Genomic DNA, 14,591 nt, shown 5'->3' with positions numbered 1-14,591 from the left:
CCCTTGCCGGAACGCTGCCGGGCGTCAAGTCTGACAAACCTGTTTTGCCGAAGTTTCCTACCCCGTCATCAGCGTCATGACATGGGCCGCCGTGGAGCGGGCCAGGCCTTCAAGATCGTACCCGCCTTCGAGCAGCGAGACTACGCGTCCACCGGCATGCTGGTCCGCCACATCCATCAGCACGCGGGTGATCCAGCCGAAATCAGCCTCCACCAGGTTCAGGCCGCCGAGCGGATCACGCACATGCGCATCGAAGCCGGCGGAGATGACGATCAGTTCCGGCTTGAAGGCTTCAAGGCGGGGCAGAATGCCGGTTTCCACCGCTTCCCTGAAAATGGCGCCGTCATCGCCTGCGGACAAAGGCACGTTGACGATCGTGTCTGCCTCTCCACGCTCGCTGGCCGCACCCGAGCCGGGGTAAAGCGGCATCTGGTGGGTCGAGCAGTACATCACCGTGGGGTCCGCCCAGAAGATGTCCTGAGTGCCATTGCCGTGATGCACGTCGAAGTCGACGATGGCAACGCGGCCAATGCCATGCACTGCCTGCGCATGGCGGGCGGCGATCGCGGCGTTGTTGAACAGACAGAATCCCATCGCCCGCTCATGTTCCGCGTGGTGGCCGGGGGCGCGATGCCACGAAGGCATTGCTGACCTTGCGGGTCACCACTTCATCGACGGCCTGACAGGCAGCGCCTGCGCCACGCAGGGCCGCTTCCCAGCTTCCCGGGGAAAGCGTCGTGTCGGCATCAAGGCGCACCAGACCTTCTTCCGGCGCAGCCTTGTAGAGCCTGTCCACATGCGCCATGGGATGTGCCCGGGCGATGGCTTCCACCGTGCCCATTGCAGCCGTTTCCCGCTCCAGCGCCTGAAACCGCTCGTGCTCCAGTACCCTGTCTATGGCCCGCAGCCGGTCGGGCCGCTCCGGATGGCCTATGGGTGTCAGGTGGTCGAGGAAACAAGGATGGGAAATCAGCAGGGTGGACAAAGATCTGCGCTCCTCCGCAAGAACAGGGGTGCCAGTGAGCGGCATTTCAACCCGGCCTGTCAATCCGTGAGGTCATGCTTGCGCTGATTGCTGAGGAGAATGGGACTTGAGGGGAGACAAAAGAAAGGACCTGGCCACAAGGTCAAGTCCTTTTGAAGGTGCGAGCATCGCTATGCTCGGGGAGGTCCGCTGCATCTCCTGTCCTCAAGACTATTGGTAGCCGATTCTGTGCCGCCTCACGCAGGTGATTACAGTAAAAACTGCCGGACAGGCTGTGCATAAGCCAGCTCAATAACGGTGCAAGGTGGTTCTGATATTGGCGAAATGGTCAGGCAGTCAAAATGCTTACGCTGATTAGCCCATGAGAATTCAGCAGTATGACGCGCCAGCTGCCCTGGAGGTTTCTCACCTTGGGGCAGCTGCGCGGCGCAGCCTGTCGTTGATTGCCTCACCCAGTCCTTCGCCGGGGATCGCCTGCACTGCAATGACAGCGGTCCCGCTCGCATCCAGCTGGCGCAGGGCCGAGAAGAGATTGGCTGCTGCTTCCACAAGATCACCAGTGGGAGAGAGGTTGAGGCTGGCCGTTGCCTGTTCTGCGCCGGGCAGGCCAACGGGGCCAAACAGCAGCGCGGCCTCACCAGCTTCAATGCTTTTTGCCTCAAGCCGGACGGCGGCAGAGGGAGCATAGTGAGAGGTCAGCATGCCGGGGGCCTGGGGGGCGTGGTCATCGGCGGCGGCGCGGATCAGGCGGCAGCCCAGCACCGCTTCAATCTCTTCCGCCGGAACGCCGCCGGGCCGCAGCAGCACCGGGATCTCACCGGTCAGGCTGACAATGGTGGATTCGATGCCGATGGGGCACGGGCCTGCATCAAGAACATGGGCAACCTTGTCCCCAAGATCCGTAATCACCGCGTCGGCATCCGTGGTGGAAATGCGCCCTGACAGGTTGGCGCTGGGCGCTGCCAGCGGGCGGCCAAGCTGGCTGGCCAGCCAGCGCATCACGGGGGCGGCAGGGACGCGCAGGGCGACGCTGTCGAGCCCGGCTGTCGTCAGGCTGGCGATGGGCGAAGCAGGATTGCGCGGCACCACCATGGTCAGCGGCCCCGGCCAGAAGGCAGCGGCCAGCGCCCGTGCCCTTTCATCAAACAGGCCATGCCGTTCCGCCGCTTCAAGGCTTTCCACATGCGAGATGAGAGGATTGAAGCTCGGCCGTCCCTTGGCTTCATAGATGCCTGCACAGGCACGCCCGTTCGTGGCGTCGGCGGCAAGGCCGTAGACGGTTTCCGTTGGCACGGCCACCAGCTTGCCTTCGGCCAGCGCCTGAACAACAGGCTGAAGCAGGCCGGACATCATCCAGTCGGTGGACTTCAAATTGATCGGCCAGCGCTGCATTCTGGGGCTCCGGAAGCCGGGGCGGCTGCGCTGTGCCAACAGAAAACGGCGCGGCCTGCCTCAGGGTAACGTATTGACGTTTACGTAAACTGCGATACGTTCGCAGGAGACATATGAGATGCGCGGCTTTTGCGGACTTCAGCGGTCCGCGTCAAGCTCCAAGCGCGTCCGGATCAGGGAGAAACAGGATGTATCGCGCGCCGCTCGCCGAAATTGCCTTCACGCTCAAGCATGTGGCCGGACTGCCGCAGGTCCGGGACGCCTATGGCGCGGAGGAGCTTGGCGAGGATCTGGTCGAGGCCATTCTGACAGAGGCTGGCAGGTTTGCCGCTGAGGAGATTGCACCGCTCAACAAGGTTGCCGACCGGCAGGGCACGCCCTTCGTCAATGGCGATGTCACGACTCCGGAAGGCTGGCGCGATTGCTATCATCACTGGATCGAGGGCGGCTGGAATGCGCTCGCAGCCAGCGCTGATTTTGGCGGGCAGGGCCTGCCGGTGATGCTGAACATCGCGGCGCTGGAAATCTGGAACTCCGCTTCTATGGCTTTTGCTCTCGGCCCCACGCTGACCATGGGCGCCGTCGAAGCGCTGGAGAAGCATGCCGCGCCGGAGCTTCAGGAGAAGTATCTCGCCAAACTCGTTTCCGGCGAGTGGATGGGCACCATGAACCTGACCGAACCGCAGGCGGGGTCTGATCTCAATGCGTTGAAGGCGCGGGCGGAACGCAATCCGGATGGCAGCTACCGTATCTTCGGGCAGAAGATCTTCATCACCTATGGCGAGCATGACCTGACGGACAACATCATCCATCTGGTTCTGGCGCGCCTGCCGGATGCCCCGCTGGCACGCGCGGCATCTCGCTGTTCCTGGTGCCGAAATTCCTCGTCAATGAGGATGGCTCGCCTGGCGCGCGCAATGATGTGCGCTGCGCCGGTATCGAGCACAAGCTCGGCATCCACGGCTCGCCCACCTGCACCATGATCTATGGGGATGAGGGCGGCGCCACCGGCTGGCTGATTGGCGAAGAGAACCGGGGCCTTGCCTGCATGTTCACCATGATGAACAACGCCCGCCTTGCGGTGGGCGTGCAGGGGCTGGGCGTTTCTGAGCGGGCCTTCCAGCATGCGCTCGCCTATGCGCTGGACCGCCGCCAGGGCCGCGCCCCGGGCGACAAGGGGAGGGCATGAGCCCGATTGCCTTGCATCCGGACATCAAGCGCACCTTGCTGGCCATGCAGGCCCGCACGCAGGTTGCCCGTGCCATTTGCTATTCCTGCGCTCATGCCATCGACATGGCGCATCTTGCCAAGACGCCGGAGGAGCGGGCGCATTGGGCCAGCCGCGCCGGGCTGTTGACGCCCATTGCCAAGGCGTTGTCCACCGACTTCGGCGTGGAATCGGCTTCGCTCGGCGTGCAGGTTCACGGCGGCATGGGCTTCATCGAGGAGACGGGGGCTGCGCAGCACCTGCGCGATGCCCGCATCGCGCCGATCTATGAGGGCACCAACGGCATTCAGGCGATCGACCTCGTGCAGCGCAAGCTGCCGCTGGAGGGCGGGGCGCATGTGGACGGGTTTATTGCCGAACTGAAAGCGATTGCTGAGGCCGCCGCAGCTCAATCGGATGAGGATATCAAGGCAACTGCCGCCCATCTTCTGCCCGCTCTCGACGGCCTGTCCTCCGCGACAGCCTGGCTGAAGCAGGCTCAGGCTGATGGCCGGGTGGCGGAAGCGCTGGCGGGTGCCACGCCGTACCTGCGGCTGGCCGGGCTGGCGCTGGGCGGCGTGCTGCTGGTCAAGGGCGCGATGGCTGCTGATGGGCAGGACCCGGCAGCAGAGGCCCACCGCCGCCTGCTGGCACGGCACTTTGCCGAAACGCTGCTTGGCGAGACAGCAGGCCTTGCGGGTGATGTAACCGGCGCAGCAGGCGCAATCCTTGCCTTTGATCCGGCGGCACTTTCGGCCCGCATCGGCTGATGGCTGAGGTTGCGGCGATACATGAAGCGGGGAGGGCGGCATGATCCGTCATGAAAGCAGGGATGGCGTGAACCTTGTCAGGTTCGACCGGCCGGACAAGAAGAATGCCATCACCGGCGAGATGTACCTCGCCCTTGTCGATGGGTTGATGGCGGGTGAGGCGGACGCGGATATTGGCTGCCACCTCATCAGCGGCTCACCTGGCGCCTTCACCGCGGGCAATGATATTGCCGACTTCATGCGTTACGCTTCGCAGGGAGATCTGTCGGACACGCCGGTGCTGAAGTTCCTGTCTGTCCTCTCCCGGCTGGAAAAGCCGTTGGTCGCAGCGGTGGATGGGCTTGCCATCGGCGTTGGTACCACGCTGCTGTTCCACTGTGACATGGTCTATGCAACGCCCCGCACGGTGCTGCGCACGCCGTTTGTCGACCTTGGCCTGGTGCCGGAAGCAGGTTCCAGCCTGCTGGCACCGCGTATCATGGGCCACCAGCGCGCTTTCGCGCTTCTGTGCCTCGGCGATCCTTTCACGGCGGAAGCGGCCCGCGAGGCGGGCATCGTCAATCATGTAGTCAGCGAGGCTGATCTCGAAACGGCTGCCTTTGACTGCGCCAGCCGCATTGCCGCGCGGCCTCGGCAGGCCATGGCTCTCTCCCGCCGTCTGCTGCGCGGAGACCGCACGGAGGTTTTGGCGCGGATGGACGAAGAGGCCCTCATCTTTGGCCAGCGCCTGTCCTCCCCGGAAGCCGCTACCGCCTTTGCAGCCTTCATGGGCAAGGCGAAGGGGTAATCGGGAGGTGTTGAGTCCGCTCTGTCGGGACACGCTGCCTTGCAGCTTGCGCAGGCGTCGCCCCGGCCTTTGAGCCGGGGCCCACTCGTTTCCAAAGAGAGGCCGCTGTCCGGATCTGCGCTTTGCCCCGTCCGGGGGCTACGCCCGGGAATGCTTGAAGGCAGCAGCCCGCCGGACCACTCCGGCGGGCTGCATCATTTTCGGTCGTGCCGTATGGGCCGCGATCAGTCGAACTCAGGTCCCCGTGCCGGGTAGGGCGTGACTTCCCGCCACGCCTTCATCAGCGTTTCCAGCTCTTCGTCGGCATGCGGTGGCAGCACGATTTCGAGGCGGACCAGAAGGTCGCCATGGCCGCCGTTCTTGGTCGGAAGGCCTTTGCCCTTGAGGCGCATGGTCTTGCCGCTGCTGGAGCCCGGCGGGATGGTGAGATAGGCTGCGCCGTCGAGCAGGGGCGTACGTACCTTCGCCCCCAGAACCGCTTCATAGAGCGCCAAGGGCAGATCGAGATAGATGTCGTGGCCTTTCACGGCAAACAGCTTGTGCGGCTTGAGACGGATCTCGATCACTGCGTCGCCTGCCGGCCCGCCGTTGATGCCGGGCTGGCCCTGACCGCGCAGCCGGATCTTGTCGCCTTCCACGGTGCCTGCCGGGATCTTCATGTCGATGGTCTTGCCATTGGGCAGGGTGACGCGTGTCTTGCCGTCACGGCCCAGCTCCTCGACGGTGACCTGCGCGATCATCTCGACGGTCTGGCCCGAGCGGGGCCGCCGCCGCGTGCTGCGCCCGGATCCCCGGCAAAGCCACGCGCTCCCGCGCCTGCACCGGGCCCGGCGCCAGCGCCACCCCGGCGCGCACCAAAGCCGCCGAGAATGTCGTTGAGAATGTCGTCAAAGGCACCGCCCGTGAAGCCGCCGCCACCGCGCGAACCTGCGCTCTCGCGGAAGCCATCGAAGCCTTCAAAGCCGTGGGCCTGAAAACGCGGCTTGCCGTCGGCGCCGATTTCGCCACGGTCGAACTTCTGCCGCTTCTCCTTGTCACCCACGATCTCATAGGCCTGGTTGATCTCGGAAAAGCGAGCCTGTGCATTCGGATCATTGGCGTTCTGATCCGGGTGATATTGCTTTGCAAGCTTGCGGAATGCCCGTTTGATGTCCGCTTCGCTTGCCGTTTTGGTTACGCCAAGAACGGAGTAGGGGTCTTTCATTGTCGGTCCGCTATGTGGTGAAGGCGCCCGGAGCATCCGGACGACTGATAAGTTTAGTCACGTCTCATATGGGAAGCGACAGGAAATGATGCCAGTACAAGCTTGCACGTAGCTCATACAACGCGGGAACGGGAATATCTTCTTCAAACCCCAAGCGCAGCAAGGCTGATGACGGCCAGGGTCTGGCGGGCATCCCGGCAGGCGCTGCCCTCATAGGCCTTCACGCCTTGAATTGTATTGGCCGTGGTCCGGAAGCTCATGCACCCGGGCACTTGCTCTCCTTCACCTGACACTTTGGTGATGGTGCCGGAGTTGCCGCTTTCAGGGTTGAGCCAGGGAATTTCGACTTCGCCGCCCCCTGAAGGGGCTGTTCCGGCAAGGGCCAGAGCGATGACCTGGCGGTCTGTCGCATCGACGCCTGCACTGGCATCCGTGGGCATGCCACTGATGGAGTTGGTCAGATCCAACGGCGTGACCATGTCGTTCGTGCCAATGGGTGCGGAGGTCTGCGCGCAGCCAGCTGCAAGCCAGCCCAGCGACAAAATCACGCCAAGCGGAACCAGCCGCTTGGAAAGCGGCCGGGGATATGAAAGGTTACGCATCACAAAAGCCCTTCTTTCCCCGGGTCGGACTATACCGCCCGGAGGCAAAGCGCCCATCAGAAGCAGTCGTGAAAGCCGATGACCCATACAGTAAACACTCCCCGGAAGCGTTAACAAAAGGTGACTTCACGGAAGTAGCGGAGCCATTTCAGCTTTTTGCTGAATGGCTTGCGGACGCCACGGAGAAAGAGATCAATGATCCCAACGCCGTAGCGGTCGCAACGGTCGATGACAGCGGATTGCCGAATGTGCGCATGGTGCTGTTGAAGGATTTTGATGAACGGGGCTTCGTGTTCTACACGAATCTGGAGAGTGCCAAGGGGCGCGAGCTTCTGTCGGCTGGCAAGGCCGCCATGTGCTTCCACTGGAAGTCTTTGCGCCGTCAGGTGCGGGTGCGCGGGCTGGTCACGCAGGTCAGCGCTGAAGAGGCGGACGAGTATTACAAGTCCCGCCCGCGCGGCAGCCGTATTGGCGCCTGGGCGTCCAAGCAGTCCCGGCCGCTGGAAAGCCGGTTTGCGCTGGAAAAGGAAGTCGCGCGTTTCACGGCCAAGTTCGGCATCAGCGATATTCCCCGTCCGGACCATTGGTCTGGTCTGCGCATCGTGCCGGTAGAAATCGAGTTCTGGCACGACCGTCCGTTCCGCCTGCATGACCGGGTGAAATTCACCCGGACATCGGAAGGCGAAGCATGGACGAAAACCCGTCTCTATCCGTGAGGCACAGGAAGCTGCCCTGACCCTTGTCAGAGCAGCTTTTTCCAGCGGAAGTAGAGGAAGGTCAGCAGGATGGACAAGACCATCAGGCCGATCGAATAGGGGTAGCCCCAGGCCCATTCCAGCTCGGGCATCTTCGCAAAGTTCATGCCGTAGATCGAAGCGATAAGGGTCGGCGGCAGGAACACCACAGCCAGAACCGAGAAGATCTTGATGATCTGATTCTGTTCCAGATTGACGAGGCCAACGGTGGCGTCCAGCAGGAAGCTCAGTTTGGCATCCATTGCATCTGCGTGTTCCTTGATCGACTGGATGTCGCGGCCCAGCATCTTGCAGGCCGCCACCTGCTCGTCCGTGAGGCTGACCCGGGAAGAGCGTGCGGCGAGGAACAGGAACAGCCGGGTCAGGCTGGCGCAGACATCATGCATGCGCGCCACCTGCAGGCCGATGCGCCCCTGCGTGCGGATCGCCGCCCGGTAGGTTTCCGCCTTTCGCGAACTCAGTCCTTCCTCGAAGACATGCATCGACATGCGGTCGAAGGCATCGGAGGCTTCCTCCATCACATCGGCACAGCGGTCGCATATGATGTCCAGAAGCACGAACAGGACACCCGGCCCGTTGCGGGGGATTGTGCCATCCTGCTGCACCCGGCGGGCGCAGGTCTGAATCGATTGCGGCTCGCCGTAGCGCACGGTCACGAGGCGCCGGGCGCTGAGCACGAATGTGACGGATGACATGCGCGGATCCGGCATCCGCGCCGCCATGGGCAGGACGGCCGTCATGACGATGGCGCCGGGCTCCTCATAAAGCCGCTCTGACGTTTCGATGGAGGAGATTTCTTCACGCGTCGGGATTTCCGCGCCCATCAGCTTTTCCGCGAGCCGCTGCTCTTCAAAGGTTGGATTGAACAGGTCAATCCATACAGCTGACGGAGGGATCTGCGCGCTGCCGGTGACTTCCACCCGGGCCATTGCGGCAGCGGTTGGCGTGTATGCAATGATCATGAAGGAACTCCCGCCCGATGCGCCGGGGTGACGATGCCACGCCGCATACGATTCCACCATGACAGAAAGACGACAGGCGCCGGCCCGTGTGAATCAGCGTTCTGCAATAAAGGCGCCCCAAAAATGCAAGAGCCGGGCACCCTCCTCAGATGCCCGGCTCAAAAATCGGCGCCCATGCGCGTTACTTGCGGGCGGAGCCGGCCTTGGCGGCCTTGCTCTGCTTGACGCACATGGCAGCAGCAGTCACAGCCTGAATGCCAAGGGGCTTGTAGAGGTCCGCAAGGTTCGGGGCAGTGGCGGCTTTCGAGGTCTGCTTTGCAAGGGTCGACATTGTTCCTGGTCCGTTGGGTGTTGAATGGCGCGCTCAGTGATGCCCGATTGCGGCATCTATATGGCTTTCGCGCGGGCTTTTTCTTGTCTTTCCAGTGAAAAACACATGAGAAAGACACTGAATAAAACGTAAACTTCGACAGTTTACGTCCGGTAAACACTTAATCCCTCGGTGGGGCGAGTTGAAGGCAAATGCCGGTCAAATAAAATGTCGGCTTGTTACAATCCGCTCACGCCTTGGACCGGCCCATGCCCAGCATGGCCGTTCCAAAGGCGGCAAAGGCAAAGCGACGGATGCTGCGGGATAAAATCCAAGGAAACCGTGTCCCTGGTTCAGTCGGGTCTTGCATGGGCGGGCAAGTCATGTCTGTCTGCGCAAAAGGGCGGAATCAGCCCGCAACAGAAGTTTGGTCCCGTCTCCGGCCTTTCGTGTCCGGCTCCGGGCATCGGAGACGCAAGGCATGAGCATACGGCCGCAAACCCCGGTCAAGGCAATCCTGTTCGACAAGGATGGGACACTAATCGATTTCCAGCAGACCTGGTCGCCCGCCTTCGCGCGGCTGCTCGACACGATGGCCGCCGGAAATGCTTTGGTGAAGACCGAGCTGGCGCGGATCACTGCCTTCAATCTGGAAACCGGCCTGTTCGAGCCACATTCCCCCTTCGTTGCCGGCGCAAATGATGCGGTTATTGGCGAATGGGCTCAGGTGATGGGCATTGCCGACACTGCCGCGCTTCTGCGTGAAATCGAGACACATCTGAAGGCCTTTGGCCTCGAAAGCCTTGCACCGTTCCCGGCGCTGGAAGCGACAATCCGGACGCTGCATGAGGCTGGCTACATCCTCGGCATTGCCACCAACGACACGGAAAGCTCCGCCCGCGCCCAGATGCGCGCACTGGGGATCGAACAGTGCTTTGCCCAGATCTACGGCTATGACAGCGGTTTCGGCGCCAAGCCTGCGCCGGGCATGGTCATGGCCTTCCAGGAGCAGAACGGACTGCACCCGCACGAGGTCGCAATGGTTGGGGATAGCCTTCACGATATGCACGCTGGCCGTCAGGCCGGTGCTGTCGCGGTGGCCGTTGCCACGGGCACTATTGGTGCAGAGGTTCTGGCGCCCCATGCGGACCATGTTCTCACCGGTCTGGATGACCTTCTGGACTGGCTCGATGCGATGATGCCGGCGCACTGAACAGGTTCGCTTCGAGGAACGGCGTTTCTGCTCTTGCTTTTGACGGTGACAGACGGCACCCAGATAGGGAAGCTGCCTTCGGGTGGCCATTCCGGCAACAGGCCCATTTGGGCTGGCAGGAGAGCAGTTGGTGAGAAAGCGGTATCCCGTTCCGCGATCCGAGCTTGGACGCGCCTCGCGCTTCATGGCGGCGATGGGCGTTCCGACGCTGTTTGCCGCTGCCGTCGCCTATCGAAGCGGGATCATTGCAGCCAACCAGCTTGAACTCAGCCTGCTGCTCGGGGTCGCTCTCGGGCTCTCCGGTCTTGGTCTGGCCATCACGGCCATTATCCTGTGGTGGCAGCGTGGAGGAACCGGCGTCGGCGATGCCGTGCGCGCGGTGTTTTACGGCGTTGTCCTGCTGGTGCCGCTGACGCTGCTGGCAGCGGGCTGGAACATGTTTCCCCAGATCAATGACATCAGCACGGACCCATCGGATCCGCCTCCGGCCGTTGAAGCCCTTTCTGCCCGTGATGCGCTCGCGCCCCCGCGCTTCGATGCCACATTGCAGATGCAAGCCTACCCGGAAATCGTCTCGCGGCGCTTCCGGCTGGAGCCGGTCGATCTGCACGCAGCCGTACGCAAGGTGATGGAAAAGAACGGCTGGGAGATCGTCACCGAGCTGAAGCCTGACATGCGCGATTCTCCCAGCCTGTTGCAGGCGGTCGCCCGGGTTCCGTTTATCGGGCTTCCTGCCGGTATCTCAGTGCGTGTGGAGCCAGATGTGACCGGATCCATCCTCGATGTCAGGGCGAGCTCGCGTTTCGCTGTGCATGACCTGGGTTTCAATGCGCAGCAGATCCGCCGTTTCTACCGGGATCTCGATGCAGCATTGACCGAGGCCTACGGCAGTATCGGCCGGCTCAACGTCACTGAAGAGGAAGCCGAAGAGGCCCGTGCTCAGGCTGAAGAACTGCCATTCCTGACCGAGCAGCCGCAAGAAGATGCGAACCGGCCTGTGCCTTTGCCCGGATTCAAGCCCTATCAGGCGCCGGAGCCTGCCGCTGCTGATCCGGAATTCGATGAGATCTACCAGGGTGACGATACGCAGGGTTAGGAGCAGCTTTCAGGACGCTGCTCTGTAGAGCCCTTCGAGCCGTGCCTCGCCATCGCATTGCGCCGCTCCCGTCTCCACCAGCCGCTCCAGCTGCGCAAAAACGGACAAGGCGGCCGCCCCTTCAGGCGCGGGTCCAGACCGGTGTAAACGGCCTCAACGATCTGCGGAATGCTGGACTGTCCAAGACGCTGCAGCACGCCGAGGATCGCCGTCCTCTCTGTATCCGGTGCGCCTTCAGGGCTGCCATGTAGTCTTGCGCGCCTTGCAGAATGCCGCCGTGACCGGGCAGATAAAGGCTTTCACCGCGCTCCATCATCCGGTCCAGAGACTGGAGATAGGCCTGCATCGATCCATCCGGTGGCGCAACGATTGAGGTGGACCAGGCCATCACGTGATCTGCCGAGAACAGCACGCCCTCGTCAGGGAGTGCAAAGGCAAGGTGATTGGCGGTGTGGCCGGGGGTTTCCACCGCTTCGAACAGGCGCCCGCCAATCGTGAACTGCTCACCATCTGCAAGCTGCCGGTCCGGCTGGTAGTCCATGTCTGCGCTGGCATCCAGCGGGTTGATCTCGTTGCCATGCAGGGCTCGTGCAGGCCGGTGCGGCGCGCAGCCGAGAACCGGCGCGCCGGTGAGCGCGGCCAGCCTTGCGGCGGCAGGGGAGTGATCCTTGTGCGTGTGGCTGACCAGAATCGCCGTGACGCTCTGGCCGCGGGTTGCGGCGAGAATGGCCTGCAGATGGGCCTCATCCTCCGGGCCTGGATCCAGCACGGCCACTTCGGCCTCGCCAATCAGATAGGTGTTGGTACCGTGAAAGGTAAAAGGCCCGGGGTTGTTCACAGTCAGCCGGCGGATGCCGGGGTCACCTCCACCGGCTCGCCATGGCGCGGATCGAAGGAAAGATCGTGCTGCAGTTTGGTCATCACCGGTCTCTCTGAAAGGGCAGGCTGGCTGTTCCTTTGCATCTGTTCAGTGCAGGCCAAGTCAAGTCAAGCGATTGTCAGGTCTGGCTCCCGTCGGGATTGACCTGCCGCATTGGCGCTACTGGCATGAATCGGTAATGTAGGACCGGTAGAAAGGGCATGTGCGGCCTGACTTCCCGCCGGCGGAAGTTGATGCGGCATGTGTCAGCGACCTGCCAGACAAGGACAGACAAGGCCTCATGCCCGAACATGCTCTTTCCCTGGAAGCCGTTCTGCCCCTCAAGCGTGAAGCGGCCTTTGCCCTGACTGTGGACAGGATCGCTTCCTGGTGGCCGAGACATGATCCCTTTTTCGGGCAGTCCGCCAAGGACGTCATCATTGATCCGCATCTGGGCGGGGCCTGTTCGCGGGTGGATGAAGATGGCCGGCGGGTCATCTGGGGCACGGTCCTGTCCATTGAAGCGCCGCTCTACCTGCGGCTCGCCTGGCAAATCGGACCGGATGGAAAACCGGTTGCGGATCCTGCGGCGGCAAGCCGGGTGGTGCTGTCCTTTCGCGACGCGGGGAGGCGGCGCGGCTTGAGGTCACCCATGGAGATTTCATCCGCCATGGCGCCGCAAGCGAGGATTACCGGGCTTTCATGGCCTCGGAGGCTGGTTGGCCGCGCCTGCTGGCCGCCCTGACGAAGGCAGCTGCTTCACGCTACAACACCTTTGGATGAGTACCTTCCGGCGTGCTGCAACGGCCTGTCTCCTCTCAGCCTTTTGCGGGCACGGGGCGCGTGCCGTTTCGTGCGGCGGCGGAACATGTGAAATGCCGTCAAAATGACACGGGACATTCATCTGGACGTTGGTTCGATACGCTAATCTGGCATTTGTCGTGTGAGTGACATACAGCCGGGTTATTTCACCGGCTCATGATATCCCGTGTGGGCAGCGGGGCGGAAGCAGGCACAGGTTCGCAATGACCGAGACACAGATTGAAGACGAAAAGCTGCCTCCGCGCGAGCTGCAGGCCAGGCCGTCGCAGCGGCTGAAGGATGCGCGCTGGGTGCTGGTCACGGCAGGCGCCGTGCTGATTTTGCTCTGGGCTATCTTCCCCGTTCCGCTTCTGGCCGTCCTTTGCGGGTTTTTTGCCGTGTTTCTGGCTGCTGCTCTTGGCCCCCGCCGCAGCGACGCTGCGCGCGCCCTGCAACTTGAGAACAAGCGCGACCTGCGCCGGATGTGGCCGGGAACCGGCATCAAAGTGACGGCAGACGCGCTGCCCATGCCTTGCTTCATTGCCGATGGCCGGGGCATCACCCGCTATGTGAATGCGCTTGCCCGCGATCAGTATCCGTCCGTCCGTCCAGGAGATCCGATTTCCTTCGGCCTGCGCACGCCCTCCCTTCTTGAAGCCTTTGACCGTGCCCGCTCGCAGGGGACGGTGGAGCGGATCGAATGGGCGGAGAAAGTGCCGACTGAATCCTGGTTTGAAGCCAGTATCGCGCCGATCTATTTGCCCTCGCTGAAGCCGGGACAGGCTGAACCTGCCATGCCTGATTTCCTGCTGGTGGCCCTGCGTGATCTGACCGAGCAGCGCCGCCTGGAGCGCATGCGCACCGATTTTGTCGCCAATGCCAGCCATGAACTGCGTACGCCGCTGGCATCGCTGACCGGCTTTATCGAAACCCTGCAGGGACCAGCGAAGGATGACGAGCGGGCGCGGGAGCGGTTCCTCGCCATCATGCTGGAACAGGCGAACCGGATGCGCAGGCTGATCGATGACATTCTGTCTCTCTCCCGCATCGAGCTCAAGGCCCATGTGCGCCCGGACAAGCTGGTGGATCTGTGTGAGGCAGTGCGCCACACCAATGACGCCCTGTCTCCGCTGGCCCGCGAACTCGGCTTGGAAGTGCACATCGAGGTGCCAGAGCAGGAGGCGCTGGTCCGCGGTGACCGCGATGAGCTGATCCAGGTGACGGAAAACCTCGTGGAAAATGCGTTGAAATACGGGAGCACCGGCAAGCGTGTGGATGTATCTGTCCGCCCGCAGGCAAGCGGGCAGGGCTGGGTACTGACCGTCAGGGACTATGGCGAGGGCATTTCGTCGGAGCATCTGCCGCGGCTGACAGAGCGGTTCTACCGCGTCGATGTCGCCTCCAGCCGCGCCATGAAGGGCACAGGTCTTGGGCTTGCCATCGTCAAACACATCCTCACCCGGCACCGGGCCCGGCTGGATATCGAAAGCCAGCCTGGTGAGGGTGCTGCATTCTCGATCACCTTCCCCGCAGATGGACAGACCGGAGCCGCAGCTTCACGTTGAACGATCAAAAACCGCAGGGCGTCATGGAACTCTCACACCGTGCCATTAGGACATGTGCTATAGGCAGTCCCGCCGAAGCGGCC

General features: G+C 62.6%; 10 protein-coding genes and 4 pseudogenes. 7 read left to right on the top strand and 7 right to left on the bottom strand.

Annotation, left to right across the window (positions count from 1 at the left end):
- Positions 1–57 precede the first annotated feature (57 nt).
- Positions 58–985: pseudogene (locus tag ACQB61_RS14015) on the bottom strand (histone deacetylase family protein).
- A gap of 405 nt (positions 986–1,390) precedes the next feature.
- Positions 1,391–2,377 (bottom strand): L-threonylcarbamoyladenylate synthase, encoded by a 987-nt coding sequence (locus tag ACQB61_RS14010; protein ID WP_430513114.1) that lies wholly within the window; start codon positions 2,375–2,377, stop codon positions 1,391–1,393.
- A gap of 188 nt (positions 2,378–2,565) precedes the next feature.
- On the opposite strand from ACQB61_RS14010, the pseudogene ACQB61_RS14005 reads away from it, so the two are divergent.
- Together ACQB61_RS14005 and ACQB61_RS14000 are read left to right on the top strand one after the other, a co-directional pair.
- Positions 2,566–4,354: pseudogene (locus ACQB61_RS14005) on the top strand (acyl-CoA dehydrogenase).
- 40 nt (positions 4,355–4,394) lie between these two features.
- The gene (locus ACQB61_RS14000) at positions 4,395–5,141 is read left to right on the top strand and encodes a crotonase/enoyl-CoA hydratase family protein (protein ID WP_430513113.1); all 747 of its coding nucleotides are present in this window, start codon (positions 4,395–4,397) and stop codon (positions 5,139–5,141) included.
- Positions 5,142–5,365: 224 nt separating this feature from the next.
- Here the strand turns inward: ACQB61_RS14000 and ACQB61_RS13995 are convergent.
- Together ACQB61_RS13995 and ACQB61_RS13990 are read right to left on the bottom strand one after the other, a co-directional pair.
- Positions 5,366–6,345, bottom strand: a pseudogene (locus ACQB61_RS13995) (DnaJ C-terminal domain-containing protein).
- A gap of 143 nt (positions 6,346–6,488) precedes the next feature.
- Positions 6,489–6,947, bottom strand: coding sequence for an RT0821/Lpp0805 family surface protein (locus tag ACQB61_RS13990; protein ID WP_430513112.1), 459 nt, complete (start codon positions 6,945–6,947; stop codon positions 6,489–6,491).
- A 68-nt stretch (positions 6,948–7,015) separates the two neighbouring features.
- On the opposite strand from ACQB61_RS13990, the gene pdxH reads away from it, so the two are divergent.
- On the top strand, positions 7,016–7,663 hold the full coding sequence (gene pdxH / locus ACQB61_RS13985; RefSeq protein WP_430513111.1) for a pyridoxamine 5'-phosphate oxidase: 648 nt from the start codon (positions 7,016–7,018) through the stop codon (positions 7,661–7,663).
- 26 nt (positions 7,664–7,689) lie between these two features.
- On the opposite strand, the gene ACQB61_RS13980 is transcribed toward pdxH, so the two are convergent.
- Positions 7,690–8,664: a magnesium transporter CorA family protein gene (locus tag ACQB61_RS13980; protein WP_430513110.1), complete on the bottom strand. Its 975-nt coding sequence runs from the start codon at positions 8,662–8,664 to the stop codon at positions 7,690–7,692.
- A gap of 181 nt (positions 8,665–8,845) precedes the next feature.
- Positions 8,846–8,995 (bottom strand): hypothetical protein, encoded by a 150-nt coding sequence (locus tag ACQB61_RS13975; RefSeq protein WP_430513109.1) that lies wholly within the window; start codon positions 8,993–8,995, stop codon positions 8,846–8,848.
- A gap of 460 nt (positions 8,996–9,455) precedes the next feature.
- Between ACQB61_RS13975 and ACQB61_RS13970 the strand changes: the two genes are divergently transcribed.
- Positions 9,456–10,187 (top strand): HAD family hydrolase, encoded by a 732-nt coding sequence (locus ACQB61_RS13970; protein ID WP_430513108.1) that lies wholly within the window; start codon positions 9,456–9,458, stop codon positions 10,185–10,187.
- A gap of 130 nt (positions 10,188–10,317) precedes the next feature.
- Complete coding sequence (locus tag ACQB61_RS13965) at positions 10,318–11,283, top strand: DUF1499 domain-containing protein (RefSeq protein ID WP_430514374.1); 966 nt, start codon at positions 10,318–10,320, stop codon at positions 11,281–11,283.
- Between the two features lie 9 nt (positions 11,284–11,292).
- Here the strand turns inward: ACQB61_RS13965 and ACQB61_RS13960 are convergent.
- Positions 11,293–12,204 (bottom strand): annotated as a pseudogene (locus ACQB61_RS13960) (MBL fold metallo-hydrolase).
- Between the two features lie 239 nt (positions 12,205–12,443).
- Here ACQB61_RS13960 and ACQB61_RS13955 point away from each other — a divergent pair.
- Positions 12,444–12,887 (top strand): hypothetical protein, encoded by a 444-nt coding sequence (locus ACQB61_RS13955; protein ID WP_430513107.1) that lies wholly within the window; start codon positions 12,444–12,446, stop codon positions 12,885–12,887.
- Positions 12,888–13,167: 280 nt separating this feature from the next.
- Complete coding sequence (locus tag ACQB61_RS13950) at positions 13,168–14,508, top strand: ATP-binding protein (RefSeq protein ID WP_430513106.1); 1,341 nt, start codon at positions 13,168–13,170, stop codon at positions 14,506–14,508.
- Positions 14,509–14,591: the final 83 nt, after the last annotated feature.

This window comes from Pannonibacter phragmitetus (genome assembly GCF_050510895.1).
Classification (GTDB): Bacteria; Pseudomonadota; Alphaproteobacteria; order Rhizobiales; family Stappiaceae; genus Pannonibacter; species Pannonibacter phragmitetus_B.
This window is presented reverse-complemented; position numbering and strand designations above follow the sequence as displayed.